This window comes from Actinoplanes sp. CA-142083 (assembly GCF_050942195.1).
GTDB lineage: Bacteria > Actinomycetota > Actinomycetes > Mycobacteriales > Micromonosporaceae > Actinoplanes.
On the sequence record NZ_CP192076.1, the window covers coordinates 3,196,949 to 3,212,203 of the forward strand.

A 15,255-nucleotide genomic window follows, 5' to 3' on the forward strand; every position below is an offset into this window, starting at 1 on the left:
TTGCAGCTCCGATGCCGCGTCGCGTACTTATCGCTCTGTCGACAACGCCGTACGGCTCGCACAATGATTGCGACGACGATTGCGCCGTCCGCCTGCAGCCGGGGACAAATCGGAGGCGTTTCATGCCCGCCAGTGATGATCACCATGCCGCGATCGATCGACAGACCGGGCCCTTCGACACACTGACCGGGGCGCTCGGGGGCCTGTTTGTCGGGCACTGTCTGGCCTCCGTGGCCAGGTTCAGCGTCGCCGACGCGCTCGACGACACGCCGCGGACGGCCGCGGAGCTGGCCGAGGTTACCGGGGCAAATCCCGAGGCCCTCGGTCGTGTGCTTCGCCTCCTCGCAGCCCACGGCGTCTTCGCGGCCGGCGATGACCGCTTCACCCACACCGGCGCGTCGCGAATGCTCCGTTCCGACCATCCCCTGTCTTGGCGTGACTTCGTGGCAACATTCGGAACCGAACGTACTGCAAAGCAGCTGGGTTACTTCGACTACTCACTCCAGACCGGACTCCCGGCCGCGAACAAGCTGAACCCGGACGGGTTCTTCGCCATCCTTCAGAGTGATCCCGAGGCGGGCCGGGTCTTCGACGCCGCGATGGTCTCCAAGGCGCGTATCCAGGTCGCGAGTGTCCTGGCCGCCTACGACTTCTCGGACTGCGGAACGATCGCCGACATCGGCGGCGGCCGAGGACACCTACTGCAGGCGGTGGTGGACGCCGCCGAGCGAACCACGGGCATCCTTTTCGACCTGTCCCCGGTGATCGAGCGTGCCGCGGAGATCGCCTCCGATCGGCTCACACTGCAAGCTGGCGACTTCTTCAAGGATCCGCTGCCAGTCTGCGACACCTACGTGCTCATGGACGTGATCCACGACTGGGACGTCGAGCGGGCCACGGCGATCCTGGCCGCCGTACGGAAGGCCGCTGCGCCGCATGCGCGGCTGTTGTTGGTGGAAAGCGTCATCCCCGACGACCCTGGGCCCGACTGGTCCAAAGCCATGGACATCATGATGCTCATCCACACCGGGGGCAGGCAACGCACCCGAAGCGAACACGAGTCGCTGTTGCAGACCTGCGGTTTCCGGCTCGAGCGGGTCGTTGCGACGGCATCGGATATGTCGATCCTCGAGGCGGTGTGTGCCTGACCGGGCCGTCGTCGTCTGCATCGTCTCAGGACCGCAGCAGCCCCTCCTCAGTGAGAATCAGGGAAAGGATCTGGACACACCCGCGGTCAGCAGGGGCTACCATCTCTCGGAAAGGTCGGCCACGAACGGCGATCCCGCTATTGCGCCGATCTAATTGCGGATAATGGCGCTATCGGAGCAGGCACATTGCGTTGCTTGGCCAAATTACATGCCATCGTTGCGATTTAGGCCCGGCATACTCATCTCGGCAGATACTCGGCGCGTCTCGCGTCGCGCGCCTCAGCCCAGGAAGCCCGCGCTGTACGCCACGGCGAAGCTGACGGCCACGGCAACGGCGCCGATGAGCAGCACCCACAGCCCGCAGCCCAGGCTGGACCGCCCGTCGCCGACCAGCTCCGCCTCGGTCTCGGCCGGCTCCCGGCTCACGATCAGGTAGCGGCCCCGGCGGGGCATCGTCAGCCCCGGCACCCCGCCGTCCAGCATGGCCGGCTTCCCGATCACGTGCAGGGGCTGACCAGCCGCGATGTACTCCTCGAGAACGCCCACCTCGTCGACTCGGCGGCGCGCGCCCGGCCCCACCAGGCCGCGTTCGATCGCTGCCCGCAGGTACGGCCCCGGCTCGTCCCGCTTCGCGGTCAGCTCGTCGACGGCGCGGTGGACCAGTTGCTCGCCCGGCTGGCCTTCCGGGATGCGTATGCGGCGCCAGAGCGGTGGATGTCCGTTGAAGAGGAACGCCTCGAGGAAGTTGCCGGCGACCGCGGCCGTGCCGGTCGAGTCCGCCACACCGAACGGCTCCCCGAACGTCTGCTCGAACAGCACGCGCAGCTCGCCCCGGTCCTCCCCGAGGCTGCGCCGCGTGTAAACCATGGTGCGGCACCACACCGCGGGCGTCCCGTCGAGCAGGGTGCGAACCGTCCCAGCCGGCCCCGGCGCGGTCAGCCCGAACAGGGCGTACCGCTGCGGAAGCGCGACGCCGAGCCGTACGGCCGCGGCGGGCGAGACGGGATGCCGCCGAACCCACCGGGCGTCGCGCCGGCTCTTCACCGACAGCCAGACGAGGACGGGGGCCAGCATCAGCAGCCCCACCCCGAAGCACGCCGCAATCGCAACGACGAACGTCACTGCGCCAGCGTAAGAGCTCCGCGCTACCCGCCCGGCGTGAGCCAGTCGGTGGCGGTCATCGGGGAGACCAGCGCCTGGCCGCCGGGCGTTTCAGCGCCGCATCAGTTTCCCTCCAGCGGGCGGTGGCATCGTCCGGCTATCGAACGTGAGGGGGAAACGTGAGAAAGGCACTTGTGGCCGCCGCCGGCTCGGCGGTGGCCCTCGGCGTGGTGGTCGCTACCGGTGGTCCCGCGTGGGCCGCCACCGCGACCCAGATACCGGTGGCGTCGACCGGCTTCTTCGGCGGGTTTCTCGGCGTGGACGCCGTCTCACCTTCTGATGGGTGGGCTGTCGGCGGCAACGGCAACGGGGTGATCCAGCGCTTCAACGGTACGAGATGGAGCGTGTTCCCGAGCCCGGACCTGCTCAGCGGCGGCGCGAACAGCTGGGCCGACCTGAGCGGGGTCGACGCGACGTCGGCCGGATCGGCGGTCGCCGTCGGCAACACGACGGCTGCCAATGGTGGGGCCAAGTCGGCCGTCGCCCTGCGCTGGAACGGTACGGCCTGGAGTCGGCAGGCGTTGCCCAAGCCGGCCGGGACGGACACCGAGTTCTCCGCGGTCAAGGCGTTCTCGGCGAGCGACGCCTGGGCGGTCGGGGAGACGGCATCCGCCGGCTCGACCTTCCGCAAGACGCTGGCGATGCACTACAACGGCACCTCCTGGAGCGCCGTGCCGACGCCGAGCGCGGGCACCCGTACCAACTTCCTGACCGCGGTCGACGGCGTCTCGACGCGGGACGTCTGGGCCGTCGGGTATTCGCTGAACCTGCCGTACGGCAACAAGATCCGGCAGTCGCAGATCCTGCACTGGGACGGCACGGCGTGGACCCAGGTCGCCAGCCCCAACAACGGCAGCACTTTCCTGTACGACGTGGCGGCGCTCTCGGCGACGGACGCGTGGGCGGTCGGCGTCGGCACCAGCGGCGCGGCCCTCGTCGTACGGTGGAATGGCACCTCGTGGAGCACCGTCGCGGCGCCGCCGCTGGTGAACCTCGGTGGAGTGACCGCCAGGTCCGCGACCGACGTCTGGGTGACCGGGGCAGCCGCCGACGACCCGAGCAAGCCTGCACTCGCCCACTGGAATGGAACCACGTGGACCGTCACCCCGGTGACCGTGACCGGCGGCGTCGGCATTCCCACGCTCGGCGCGATCACGACCGCCGACGCCACCACCGCATGGGCGGTGGGCGGCCAGTGGGACCCCACCACCGGGCAGTCGTCCTCGATCGCCTTCCGGGTCGTGGGCTGAGCCATGAGAGGGAACAAAGCCATGAAATCATCCATCAGCCGGCGCCTCGGCGTGGTGCTCCCGGCGGTCGGCGCCGCGCTTGTCCTGACCGCAGGTGGTGCTCTCGCGGCACCGACCTGGGTCTCGACACCGACCCCGGACCAGGTGCCCGACGGCGTCCCGTTCAACAACGTGTTCAACGCCGTCACCGCCCGGACCAGTACCGACGCGTGGGCGGTCGGCACCTTCGAGCGGGCGAACGACGACGACGGCTCGGCCATCCTGGCCGAGCATTGGAACGGCACGACGTGGACGGCGCTGCCCACGCCCAACGTCTTCCGGTTCAACGAGAAGCTGAACGCCGTGTCCGCCTCGGCCGCGAACGACGTCTGGGCGGTCGGCTCCACCAACAAGACCGGGTTCGCGCACACCGACCCGATAACGGCGCACTACGACGGCCAGGCCTGGAGCCTGGTGCCGGTGCCGGCCACCACCGGCGGGTCGAAGTCGATCCTGTTCGGTGTGGCCAACCTGGGCGGCGGCAACGTCTGGGCGGTCGGCCGCAGCGAGGCCAACCGGGCGCTGATCGAGCATTGGAACGGGTCGGCCTGGACGATCATCCCCGCGCCGGTTCCCACCGTGCCGTCCGGTAACACGTTCGTCGGCACCACGCTGAACGGGATCTCGGCGCGGTCCGCGAACGACATCTGGGCGGTCGGCTACACCCAGGGCGCGCAGGGCACGAACGCCAACAAGTTCACGCTCACCATGCACTGGAACGGCTCCACCTGGACGGTCGTGCCCAGCCCGAACCCGGCGATTCCGACCCCGGCCGGAACTACCCAGGTTCTCAGCAGCGTCGTGTCGATCTCGGCCAACGACGCCTGGGCGGTCGGCGGCACCAGCGACATCTCCGGCTTCCAGCCGGCCCGGCCGATCGCGATGCACTGGAACGGCGCCAGGTGGTCGCTGACGACGCTGCCGAACATCGGCAACGGCGGGATCGCGTCGGTCACCGCCAACTCGTCGACGAGCGTCTGGGCGGCCGGCGGCCCGGGTGATCCCGGGACCGTGCTGCACTGGAACGGGACGTCGTGGGCGCCGGACACCACCGTTCCGACCGGCCCGGCCGGCTCGACCACACTGCGTGGCATTGCCGCCGTGTCCGGTTCGGCGACCGAGGTCTGGGCGGTCGGCAACACCGTACCGGCCGACGGAAACAACCGCGCGTTCGCGATGCACCGCTCCTGACCGGAACCATCACCGCGGTCCGGCCCGCCTCCCGGGTGAGCCGGACCGCACTCCGCCGACAGCGCGGCGCCTTTCGGCCGCTGTCAGCCGTGGACGACTTCCTGTTCCCATTGCTGGCGGGGCTGGGTGTGCAGTCGCCAGTAGTGATCGGCGATGCACGCCGCGCGGCGTGCGTTGCTAGCCCCCGGCAGGGCCTCTGGCATTGAGCATTTCCAGCAGCTTGACCGTTGTGTTCCAGCTGCGAATGGTCATCGACTTGTAGAGTGGTGAAGACATCATCGAGTTTAGCCGGCTCTTTGTGCGCTGAGCGCTGAGACGCTGCGAATAGACGACACCATTGCCGGGCCAGACCCTGTCGACACCCTCGCGTGGATTGAAGATGGCCATCGCCTCGGCGGCCTCGATGCCCATCAGAAAAATCGCGTCGGTGTGGTATTTGTCCGGCTGGTCACCGAAGCCTTTCGGCCTGTGGTCCACGACCGCCTGGAGTTGATCACGCGTGATGACCAGAACTTTGATGAGATCGCTGTCGAGCTTGAAAGCCTTGGGCAGCGCCGCTTCGATTCGAGTCGCTATCTCGTCGGCGTCCCGGTCCGATGTCACGACGACGTTCCCGCTGGCGATGTAGGTTGCGGGGTCGGAAAAGCCGAGCCCTTCCAGGCACTTTTTCAGCTCCGTCATGGAAACCTTGTTCTTGCCGCCGACATTGATGCCGCGCAAAAGGATCAGGAACGTCTTCACCTCGTCCACTGTACCCACTACCGAAGGGCACGCAAAGTTACTCCCGCCCGCGCAGAATAACTCGAGGACCGGTCGAAGAAATCGCAAAACAAACCCCGGACCGGGCCCGGCCGAACGCACTGATCTCGACCAGCTCCGCTCGGGCGGCGCGGCCTTCAGCCCTGCACGCCGGTCCGTACCAGGGCGAGCAATCGACGAGCGTGGGCCGCGTCGACCGCGGTCAGGGCCACGCCGGTGGCCAATGCGAGCAGGTCTTTTGCGGTCAGCCCGGGACGCAGTTCCGGGGCGGCCCGGGCCACGAGCGCGGCGGCGGTCTCGGTGATCGTCTGATGCCAGCGCCCGGACAACTCGGCGCGCCGTCCGGCCGGCCCCTCGGTCGCGGCCATAGCCAGGGCACGCTTGGTCGTCACATGCTCGACATACGCGTCGAGCCAGGTGAACAGGTCGGCTTCGGCGCCCAGCCTCACCAGACGGTCGACTTCGTCGGCGTAGACCGCCACGAGCAAGTCGGCCCTGGTCGGGAAGTGGCGGTAGAGCGTGGCGTTGCCGACACCGGCCCGTTTCGCCACCTCGTCCAGCGGCACCTCGGCGCCTCGCTCGGCGACCAGCTCGCGAGCCGCGGAGAGCAAGCGGTCGGCGTTCCGCGTGGCATCCGCTCGGGCCATGATGTCTCCTTCCGACGGGAAGCGCTTGCTAAACGGGGATGCCCCCAGTTAAATGGGGGCGTCCCCATTTCGATGATACGGGAGGACCTCGTGGCTCTCATCTCGAGCGACCGGCAAGCCATCACCGATTTGATCAACATGCACGGCCACCTCACCGACCGGGGCGCGTTCGACCGGATGGACGAGCTGTTCGCGCCGGACGCGGAGTTCGACCTCAGCGACTTCGGGCTCGGCGTGCGGGCTGGGCTGGCAGCGATGAACGACGCTATTCGAGCGGTCGAGGAGCACCCGGTCGCACACCACGTGACCAACATCGTGCTGACCGAAGGCGACGACGGCACCGTCAACGCGATCAGCAAAGGCATCGGCATCGGCGTGAACGGGCACTGTGGCAGCGTCGTCTACGAGGACGTGCTCCGCGCCGGGCCGGCCGGGTGGCGGATCATCCGGCGGACGATCCGCCCGCGCCGGGTGCCACTGCATGCCTGAGCTCCGAACCTGTTCAACGCGGCTCAGGTGACGTGTAGGGCCAATGCCGTAAGCGACAGCGCCAGAAAGACCAACGGCGTCGGCAGTGGCTTGAGATCGTGGTGGCGCACGTGCGCCACCACGGCCAGTACGAAGTAGGCGGCCAGCCCGCCGGCAGCGGCCACGCCCAGCGGTTGCCACCACAGACCGGCCACGAGCCCGGCCGCGCCGGCGATCAGGATCAGCGCCAGCAGGTTCAGCCGCTGCTCAGGCACACCCACGCGGCGGTAGGTCTCGACAACGCCAGGGGCATGGCTGAGTTTGCGGCCCGCGGTGACCAGCAGCAGCACCGCAAGCACCAGCGACACGGCGACCGTCATGGGCCGCCACCCCCTCAATCTAAACGTTTGTACAATTTACTCCGTGAGCCCACAGCGCAGCAACCGGACCCAGCTGATCGACGGCACCCTGCGATGCCTGGAGCGCCTCCCGCCCGAGCGGGTCACCGCTCGCGCCATCGCCGACGAGTCCGGCGCCAACCTCGCCTCGATCACCTACCATTTCGGCTCCAAGGACGACCTGGTCACCGAGGCAGTCGTTGCCGGGCTCGACCGCTGGCTGACGGAGATCACCGATGCGCTGGCCGGCACGCACGATTACTTCCGGGCCATGCAGATCGTGGCCACCACCCGGCACCGCCACGCCGGGCTCGCCCGCACATTCCTCGCCGCGCTGGCCCGGGCCCCACACGACCAGCGCGTCCGGGAGACCCTGGCCACCGGCTTCCGCCGCACCCGCCATACCGTCGCATCGGTGCTCAGCACCGGCACCGACACGGCCGGCATCGACGCCGCCGGCCTCGCGCTGGCTCTGTTCAACGGCCTGCTCTTCCAGACACTGGTCGACCCCGCTCTGGCCATCGAGGGCGACCGATTCCGCGCGGCCGAAGCCCGCCTGCACCAGGTGGCCGCGGCGGACTAGATCACTCCGCGGTCGTCGAGCCGAAGCGCATCATCCTCGGTGACGAAGCGGGCCAGCGAGCCTTGCATATCGGTCAAGACCGGCAGCAGGCCGGTGATTTCCATGGCCTGCAGCGGGAGTCCTTTGACCCCGGTAACGGTGAATTGCCTGCCACGGTCGCAGGCTAGGAGCTTGGCATTGACGAGGATGGCGAGTCCGGCCGATCCGAGGAATGACACTGCTGCCAGGTCCGCCCGTACGTGGTCGATGTCGGGACGATCGAGTGCGGAGGCGAACACGGCGAACACATCGAGGCTGACGCTCATGTCGATTTCACCGGAGACGCTGACGGTGCAGGTCCGTCCCTCGTGTGTGACGTCGTAGTCCCAGATCTCGTCGATCATGCCTCACCTCCAGCACCCACCCCCATTTACCGCCACGATAGGCACCTATCATCGGACTCCCGAGTTGTCAACGCCGTCCCGGTGCAGTCAGTGTGGATCAGGATCACCAGGCCGTCGTCGCGGGCAGCACGGGTAGCATGGGTTGCGCTGAGCGTGACCGCTCTGCCGACCCCCGAGCACGATCAGCTCCCCGAAGAGTTGCGGACCGCCGCGCAGTGGGCGCAGGATCCGCCGACCGAAGGCGGGGGTTACTGTGGATCATTAACAATCCGACGATGAGGCTGCAAATGGTCAATGCCCAGGAGTTCGCGCGGCGGCTGAGTGCTCTCGGAGCCGATGCGTTCACCAGCGACGACGTCGTCGACCTGGCGACCGCGGCCGATGTTCGCATCAGCGCTGACCTCGAGATCGACGCTGCTGTGGCGCAGCGCTTGCTCGACCAGATCTCGCCCACCCTGCCGGTCACCGGGGCCCAGATCGCGGCGTCGCAGTGGCCGCCACCGAAATCTTCCCGTCCGGCGGCGCCTTCGGTGTCGTTCTCCAGCCCCGGCGCCGTCGACGGACCGGCTGATCAGCCGACCCGACCCCGCAGTTCCGGGCCCGCGCGTGGTGGCCGGCGACCCGGCTCTCGACGAACCGGCAGGTGACACTGCAGTCCCAGTATTTCGGCAGTTCGCGTTGCTCGATCGGACGATGGCGCCGACGAGTGGTCGACCAAAGCTGGCAGCGGACCTGGACTCTCTACGTGGGCAGGGGCATGGCCGCCGCAGACCATGACCTACGAAGAGGACCGCCCGTCTCGTGGCATATCGGCCGGGCCTGGCGCGGCTTGGCGAGCGGCGCTGCCGTAGGTAGAAATGCAGTGGTGAAAAGAGCTCTGTTGCACGCCATGGTGGCCGGTGGTCTGGCGCTCACGATGGCGGCGTGCTCGTCATTGTCCTCGGGCGCGTCCGAGCCGCCGCGCGAGACGGTGCAGCCGTCCTCGGGCACCGTCGACGTGCCTGCCTTGGCGCCGACGGACGTGCGCCCGCCGGCCGGGACCGCCGCGGCCCCGTTCGACCAGACGAGGACCCTGATGGCGCCGCCCGGCTGGACGATCAGCGTGTGGGCACGGCTGCCCGGCGCCCGCCTGCTGGCCTGGACCCCCGACCGCCGCCTGCTGGTCTCCCGGCCGAAGTTCGGCGACGTCGTCGCGCTGACCCCCGGCGGCTCCGTCCCGTCGCAGAGCACGTTGGTCGGCGGCCTCGATCAACCGCACGGCCTGGCGTTCAGCGGCACCACGCTGTACGTGGCCGAGAGCGACCAGCTGGACTCCTTCACCTACCGCAACGGCGCGGTGTCGGGCAGCAGGGTCGTGGTCGACGGCCTCCCCGACGCGAAGAGCCCCGAGCTGGGCGGCGCCTACGCCCACGCCCTCAAGAGCGTGGCGGTCGGCAAGGACGGCGCCCTCTACATCTCGGTCGGCTCGACCGGCAACATCTCCGCCGACGACCGCGACGCCGACCCGGAGCGGGCCTCGATCCTCCGCGTCCCGCCCGGCGGCGGGAAGGCCTCAACCTTCGCCCGAGGCGTTCGCAACGGCACCGGCCTGGCGATCGATCCCGACGGCGGAGTCTGGACCGCCGTCAACAACCGCGACAACATCGGCTATCCGTACGCCGGCGACGACCGGGGCAAGGTCATGCAGTGGTACGTGAACGACCAGCCTCTGGAGCCCCTGGCCCGCCTCACCCAGGGCCGCGACCTCGGCTGGCCGTACTGCAACCCAGACCCCGACCTCCAGCCCGGCAAGAAGGACTCCCCGCTGAGCTACACCAACCGCCCCTTCGTCCGGGACATCCAGACAAATCCCGATGGTACGAGGCTGGACTGCGCCACCTTGCCCCCGGTCGAGCAGGGGATGGGCGCCCATTCGGCTCCTCTCGGCATGAGCTTTGTGACCTCACCCGGCCTGCCCGGCGGTTACGGCCCCGGCGCCCTGGTGGGCGTCCACGGCTCGTGGAATCGCAAGCCACCCCGCCCGCCGGAGGTGTCCTTCTTCGCCTGGAAGGACGGCGCCCTGGGCCCCCAGCGGACACTGCTGACCGGCTTCCAGAACGCGGACGGCTCCCGCTGGGGCCGCCCGGTCATGGCAGTCGAGGGTCCCGACCACGCCCTCTACGTGAGCGACGACCTGGCAGGCGCCATCTACCGCGTCACCACCTCCTAGCGGGTCTGGCCATTCATGGCCGCCAGGTACTCCTGCCGGTTCAACGGATCCGGAGTGGTACGTCGTCGCGTCGGTGGTTCGCCGCGCACCGGTTGATACCCGGCGAATATCGACTCGATCACGCCGTCTCCGTTCGTGGCGGCCGGCAACCTGCGCTGCAGCGCTTGGACATCTCTGGCCGGCAGTTCGGCCTCGATACTGATGTCCTCACCGCGTATCAACTGTGCCTGGACCGCTGCCCCTTGCTGGGCGAGCATGGCAAGGACGCTGCCCATACTCGTCGCAGGCGCGTCGATCCGCGCGTGGGACATCGGCTCGCAGACGTAGGTACCGGCGTTGTGCAGAGCCTGCATCAGTACGAGGGGCGTCAGCTTGCGGAAGTCGGCGGCGGTACTCAGCGGTCCGCGTCTCGACGGCGGCCCGTCGGCGATGCTGTAGTTGCTGCTGGTCATGGTGACCAGGCAGTCGTTCACCGCCCAGCCGTACAGACCTTCCTGAAGGGCGGCGCGGACGTACTGCTCCATGGCGCTCGCGAACTCATCGATGTTGCGATAGACGTACAGCGGCACCGACTGGAAGCCGACCTCGAGGCGGAACTCGAATCCGGTCGTGGCCGGCTCGACGCGCAGGCCGATGGCGGCGTGGAAGGGGTTGGTCGCGCTGTTGAGGATCTCCTCCGCCGCGCCGGTGCCGGTCGGCCGCTCGATGTACAGCGGGGTGGTCTCGCGAAACGTCACCGCGATGCCGTAATCGGCGGCGAGCGTCGCTTCGATGACTTCCTTCTGAACTTCGCCGTAGAGCGAGACGGCCAGCTCGCCGGACGGCTCGGAGCGGATGTTGATGAGCGGGTCCTGCTCGACGAGCTGTGCGAGGGCGGCCCGCAATGCGACATGCTGCTCGTGCCGGTCGGGCGCGATCCGGGCTTCCAGCGTCGGCGGCGCGAAATGATGCGGCACCGCATCCTCCTGTCGCAGGCCGATCGGCTCGCCGATCCGGACGTGAGCGAGGCCCCACAGCTTGCCGATATCGCCTGCCCGGACGGCGCCCTGGCGCACCCACGCCCCGCGCTCGAAGACGCTGATCCCGGTAACTTTGTCCTCGTCGTCGTGCACGCGATCGCGTACGTGCAAGGCTCCCGAGAACATCCGCACGTACGCGATCTTCTCGCCGCCGGCACCCCGCTCGATCTTGAAGATGCGGCCGGCGCACGGTCCGCGATCGTCACGCTCGGCCACCGGCAGCAGGCTGATCAGCCCATCCATCAACTCGGGGATACCGGTGCCGGTCGCCGCCGAGCCGACGTAGACCGGGTACACGAGTGACTTCGACGTCTGGTCCGCGAGCACCGCTCGCAGCCGAGCCTTCGTCACAGCTGCCGGGTCGGCGATGTACGCCTCGAACAGTGCATCGTCGTAGTCGACAAGCGCTTCGATCAGCGCGGAGTAGAAGTCGTCCGGGGCCGGCGTGACGGTTGCCGCCGCGCGTGTGCCCTCGTCGATGGCCCGGGTCAACGGCACCGCACGGACGGCAAACCGGCGTTCGATTCCGCGCAGCACCCCAGCCACATCGGCACCACCGCGGTCGATCTTGTTGATGAATATCAACGTCGGCACCCGCAGGCGCTGCAGCGCGCGCATGAGCACCCGCGTCTGCGGCTGAACACCCTCCACCGCGGAAACCACCAACACCGCGCCATCGAGTACGCCGAGGACGCGATCCACCTCCGCGATGAAGTCGGGATGGCCGGGCGTATCGATGATGTTGACAGACACATCCTCGATCACCAGCGAGGCGATCGCCGAGCGGATCGTAATGCCACGGCGGCGCTCCAGATCGAGCGAATCGGTCAGCGTCGTACCGTCATCGACACGTCCGATCGCACCGATGGCGCCTGCCTCGAAGAGCAGACGTTCGGTCAGTGTCGTCTTACCAGCGTCGACATGCGCCAAAACGCCAAGATTGAGCGTGCGCGACAACAGCCACATCCTTCGAACCGGCGGACAGGTTTTCGAGAGACATGACAGCTGAGCGCATTCGGACTCCTAGTGTTCGGCTTCAATCCAGGCCAGCTTCGCACGGGCCCGGGCGGCGAGCGACCTATTTGTGCACGACGAGGTCAACCCAGCTCGACGCCGGTCACCTTCAGCGTGATCTGGCTGTCCTTCGCCGCCGTGCGGGCTTGCTGGTCGTTCTTCCCGGCCGGGGTCGCCCCGGACATCACGATCCGCCCCGTGTCGGGGCCGGACCCAATCCCGGAGATGTCGTACGAGATGACCCAGGCGCCGGTGACCGGCCCGGTGTAGGTCACCTCCGGGTGCCAGGTGACCGCGCAGCCTGCGTCGCCGTAGCAGGTCTGTTGGGTGATCTTCGCTGTGAGCTTCACGTTGTCCGCCGTAGGCCCCGTCGCCTGGGCGCCGGCCTCGGCCACCCGGGTCTCGGCGGCGTCGGCGCCGGCGGTGTCCTTGTCGTTGTTCAGGAACGCGCCGGCGATTCCGGCCCCGGCGCCGAGCACCAGCACGACGGCAACGCCGCCGAGAACCGCGGTCGAGGCGCGACGGCGCTTGCTGGGCTGCGGCGGGTACGTCATGAAGTGACACGGTGACCGGGGCCGGTCGTGGCGTCGAGGTCTGCGAGTCAATCCCGGATGATCGGCGGCAGACCGTGGACAGTCGGCGCACCTGACTGAGCGACCGGAGGCTGTCGGTCGGCTGGCCAGACGATAGCCAAACCAGCGCCCGGCCGCCGGGCGTTTCAGCGCCGCATCAGTTTCCCTCCAGCGGGCGGTGGCACCGTCCGGCCATCGCCTTTCAGGCCAGCTCTATCGGAGGTCCCATGAAGAAGCGGCGGTCGATCGTCTTCACGTTATCCGTCATGCTTGTCGCTACCTCTCTTTCCTTCGTCCAGACCGGACCGGCCCACGCAGCGACCGAGCCGAACCAGGTCACGAACGTCACTGTCAGCCAGGCGGACGGGTTCACCACCGTGGCCTGGACGCCGGTGGACGGCGCTACCGACTACCAGATCGAGCGCACCGCCGTCGACGCCGACGACACCCCCACCGCAACTCCCACCGTCGTCGGTGTGTGGCGGCCCAACCGCCAGGTCAACAACGGGTCGCCGACCTTCGCGGACGCCGGCTTCAACCCCGGCGATCGGTTCCAGTGGCGCGTGCGCGCCCGGATCGGGACAGCGGAGCAGCCCTACTCGACCCCCGTGTTCGGCACCACGCTCCCGCCACCGGGTGACCCGGGCATTCCCGGGCAAGACCTGCGTACGCAGTGGGAGACCACCCGGGCCGCGCAATTCACCAGCGACGTCAACGAATTCGCCTACACCGCGGCCGTCGACCGGCTGAGCGACCGGATGCGGGTGGTCGAGATCGGCCGGACCGTCCAGGGCCGGCCGATCAACATGTTCGTCATCGGTCTTCCGGCGCCGCCGGCCACTCCGGACGCCGTCGCCAAGACCTCGCCGCTGGCGATCAACTGCAACGTGCACGGCAACGAGCCCAGCGACCGGGAGGCGTGCCTGATCATGGCCCGGCAGCTCGCGTTCGGCACCGACGCGCGGACGCTGGACCTGCTCCGCAACACCACCGTGCTGATCATCCCGTCGATCAACGGGGACGGCCGGGCCGCGGACACCCGGGGTAACTCGACCGGGCAGGACTTGAACCGGGACTACTCACTGATCCGGCAACCGGAGACCGCGGCGTACGTGCGAATGCTGCGCGACTACCGCCCGGTGGCCGGCTACGACGGTCACGAGTTCAGCAACAATCAGGCCGGTGACCTGCCGATGCTGCCGCCGCGGCACCAGAACGTAGCTCAGCCGATCTTCGACGAGTCGCTCGACATGATCGAGAACCACATGTACGTCCAGGGCGCCAAGGCCGGCTGGTGGCCATGCCCGTACGGCTGCCAGAACGGCGGACCCGTGGGCCTGTCCGAGGAAACCATCCTCCGCAACACCCTCGGCCTGAAGAACACTGTCAACTCACTGCTCGAGCTGCGCAGTGCCGGCGGCCCGACCCGTCCCGACGAGACCAACGCGGCGAACAACCGGCGACGCAAGACATTCTCCGCGCTCTGGACGTTCAACTCGTTCCTGGACTTCCACCGCGCCCAACTCCTCGACATCCGGGCGGCCCGCAGCGCGGCGATCCAGTTCCAGTCCGGCAACTCCGGCCGGATAGTGTTCCGCGGCTCCCGGATCATCCCCGCGCACCCCGCGCCGCACCCGGGTGAGGCGCCGCCGCCCGCCGACCAGCCGGGCCCGGACCAGATCCTGGACAACGCGCCGTGCGCCTACAAGCTCACCGACAAGCAATACAACGGCGGGCGTACGGACGGCCCCGGCGGCATCGGCACCACCGTCGCCCAGCGGATCGCCGATCACGGATGGAAGGTCGTCCAGGTCGCCGACGGCTTCATCGTGCCGCTGGCCCAGCCCGAGCGTGGCCTGATCCCGTTGCTGCTGGACGGGCAGGCCGCGGAGCCGTGGGTCAGCGCCGAGCGGGTCTTCCCGACGCTCACCGGCCCGCAACCCCTCCCGCTGACCATCAACGGGTTCGCCTGCCTGTCGGCAGCCACCGTCAACGGCGGGGTCACCGTGCGCCCCGGCGGGACGCTCATCGCCACCGGCTCCACGATCGGCGGCCCGCTCACGACCGACGGCGCCGCCGGGGTCTTCCTCGGCAACACGCAGGTGCGTGGCTCGGTCCAGGTCGGCCGCACCGCCGGCCCGGTCTCGCTGATCGGCTCGCCCCTGCTGGGCCAGGTAACCCTGGCCGGCAACATCGACGGCGGCGCGCCGTACCTGGCAGGCAACACCATCTCCAGCACGCTGAGCTGCACAGGCAACCTTCCGGCGCCGACCGACCTCGAGGTCCCCAACAAGGTCATCGGGGCGAAGACGGGGCAATGCGTGGCCCTCTGAGTCAGATCGAGAACCGGCGGAGCAGGTCAACCAACCACTCCGCCGGTTCGCCGGCCGCGCGAGTCAGGCCTCGTTTGGCTC

The 15,255-nt window shown here is 68.6% G+C and carries 15 protein-coding genes; 8 read left to right on the forward strand and 7 right to left on the reverse strand.

Features of this window, described 5'->3' with window-relative positions; translation table 11 throughout:
* The first annotated feature begins 122 nt into the window (after positions 1–122).
* A complete protein-coding gene (locus ACQPZX_RS14650) occupies positions 123–1,148 on the forward strand; it encodes a methyltransferase (protein ID WP_433380087.1) in 1,026 nt (341 codons plus the stop codon).
* Positions 1,149–1,427: 279 nt separating this feature from the next.
* Here ACQPZX_RS14650 and ACQPZX_RS14655 read toward each other — a convergent pair whose 3' ends face one another.
* The gene (locus ACQPZX_RS14655) at positions 1,428–2,270 is read right to left on the reverse strand and encodes a hypothetical protein (RefSeq protein WP_433380090.1); all 843 of its coding nucleotides are present in this window, start codon (positions 2,268–2,270) and stop codon (positions 1,428–1,430) included.
* A 158-nt stretch (positions 2,271–2,428) separates the two neighbouring features.
* Between ACQPZX_RS14655 and ACQPZX_RS14660 the strand changes: the two genes are divergently transcribed.
* Positions 2,429–3,559 carry a hypothetical protein gene (locus tag ACQPZX_RS14660; protein ID WP_433380093.1) on the forward strand — a complete coding sequence of 377 codons (1,131 nt, stop codon included), beginning with the start codon at positions 2,429–2,431 and terminating at the stop codon, positions 3,557–3,559.
* 21 nt (positions 3,560–3,580) lie between these two features.
* Positions 3,581–4,789, forward strand: a complete 1,209-nt coding sequence (locus ACQPZX_RS14665; protein WP_433380095.1) for a hypothetical protein — start codon at positions 3,581–3,583, stop codon at positions 4,787–4,789.
* Between the two features lie 177 nt (positions 4,790–4,966).
* Here the strand turns inward: ACQPZX_RS14665 and ACQPZX_RS14670 are convergent, their stop codons facing one another.
* On the reverse strand, positions 4,967–5,530 hold the full coding sequence (locus ACQPZX_RS14670; RefSeq protein ID WP_433380097.1) for a DUF1697 domain-containing protein: 564 nt from the start codon (positions 5,528–5,530) through the stop codon (positions 4,967–4,969).
* Between the two features lie 155 nt (positions 5,531–5,685).
* Positions 5,686–6,195 (reverse strand): TetR/AcrR family transcriptional regulator, encoded by a 510-nt coding sequence (locus tag ACQPZX_RS14675; RefSeq protein WP_433380099.1) that lies wholly within the window; start codon positions 6,193–6,195, stop codon positions 5,686–5,688.
* Positions 6,196–6,285: 90 nt separating this feature from the next.
* Here ACQPZX_RS14675 and ACQPZX_RS14680 point away from each other — a divergent pair, with 90 nt between their 5' ends.
* Positions 6,286–6,684, forward strand: a complete 399-nt coding sequence (locus ACQPZX_RS14680) for a nuclear transport factor 2 family protein (RefSeq protein ID WP_433380101.1) — start codon at positions 6,286–6,288, stop codon at positions 6,682–6,684.
* Positions 6,685–6,707: 23 nt separating this feature from the next.
* On the opposite strand, the gene ACQPZX_RS14685 is transcribed toward ACQPZX_RS14680, so the two are convergent.
* Entirely contained in the window at positions 6,708–7,043 is a 336-nt protein-coding gene (locus ACQPZX_RS14685; protein WP_433380104.1) for a DoxX family protein, read from the reverse strand.
* A 43-nt stretch (positions 7,044–7,086) separates the two neighbouring features.
* Here ACQPZX_RS14685 and ACQPZX_RS14690 point away from each other — a divergent pair, with 43 nt between their 5' ends.
* Complete coding sequence (locus ACQPZX_RS14690) at positions 7,087–7,644, forward strand: TetR/AcrR family transcriptional regulator (protein WP_433380107.1); 558 nt, start codon at positions 7,087–7,089, stop codon at positions 7,642–7,644.
* Here the strand turns inward: ACQPZX_RS14690 and ACQPZX_RS14695 are convergent.
* Positions 7,641–8,027 carry an STAS domain-containing protein gene (locus tag ACQPZX_RS14695; RefSeq protein WP_433380110.1) on the reverse strand — a complete coding sequence of 129 codons (387 nt, stop codon included), beginning with the start codon at positions 8,025–8,027 and terminating at the stop codon, positions 7,641–7,643. The two genes, ACQPZX_RS14690 and ACQPZX_RS14695, sit on opposite strands and share 4 nt — an antisense overlap.
* Before the next feature lie 275 nt (positions 8,028–8,302).
* On the opposite strand from ACQPZX_RS14695, the gene ACQPZX_RS14700 reads away from it, so the two are divergent.
* Both ACQPZX_RS14700 and ACQPZX_RS14705 read left to right on the forward strand, forming a co-directional pair.
* On the forward strand, positions 8,303–8,674 hold the full coding sequence (locus tag ACQPZX_RS14700) for a hypothetical protein (protein ID WP_433380113.1): 372 nt from the start codon (positions 8,303–8,305) through the stop codon (positions 8,672–8,674).
* A 218-nt stretch (positions 8,675–8,892) separates the two neighbouring features.
* Complete coding sequence (locus ACQPZX_RS14705; RefSeq protein WP_433380116.1) at positions 8,893–10,236, forward strand: PQQ-dependent sugar dehydrogenase; 1,344 nt, start codon at positions 8,893–8,895, stop codon at positions 10,234–10,236.
* Here the strand turns inward: ACQPZX_RS14705 and ACQPZX_RS14710 are convergent.
* Positions 10,233–12,212 carry a GTP-binding protein gene (locus tag ACQPZX_RS14710; protein ID WP_433380119.1) on the reverse strand — a complete coding sequence of 660 codons (1,980 nt, stop codon included), beginning with the start codon at positions 12,210–12,212 and terminating at the stop codon, positions 10,233–10,235. The two genes, ACQPZX_RS14705 and ACQPZX_RS14710, sit on opposite strands and share 4 nt — an antisense overlap.
* A 140-nt stretch (positions 12,213–12,352) precedes the next feature.
* A complete protein-coding gene (locus ACQPZX_RS14715; protein ID WP_433380122.1) occupies positions 12,353–12,823 on the reverse strand; it encodes a hypothetical protein in 471 nt (156 codons plus the stop codon).
* 284 nt (positions 12,824–13,107) lie between these two features.
* Here ACQPZX_RS14715 and ACQPZX_RS14720 point away from each other — a divergent pair, with 284 nt between their 5' ends.
* Entirely contained in the window at positions 13,108–15,174 is a 2,067-nt protein-coding gene (locus ACQPZX_RS14720) for a M14 family zinc carboxypeptidase (RefSeq protein WP_433380125.1), read from the forward strand.
* Positions 15,175–15,255 lie beyond the last annotated feature (81 nt).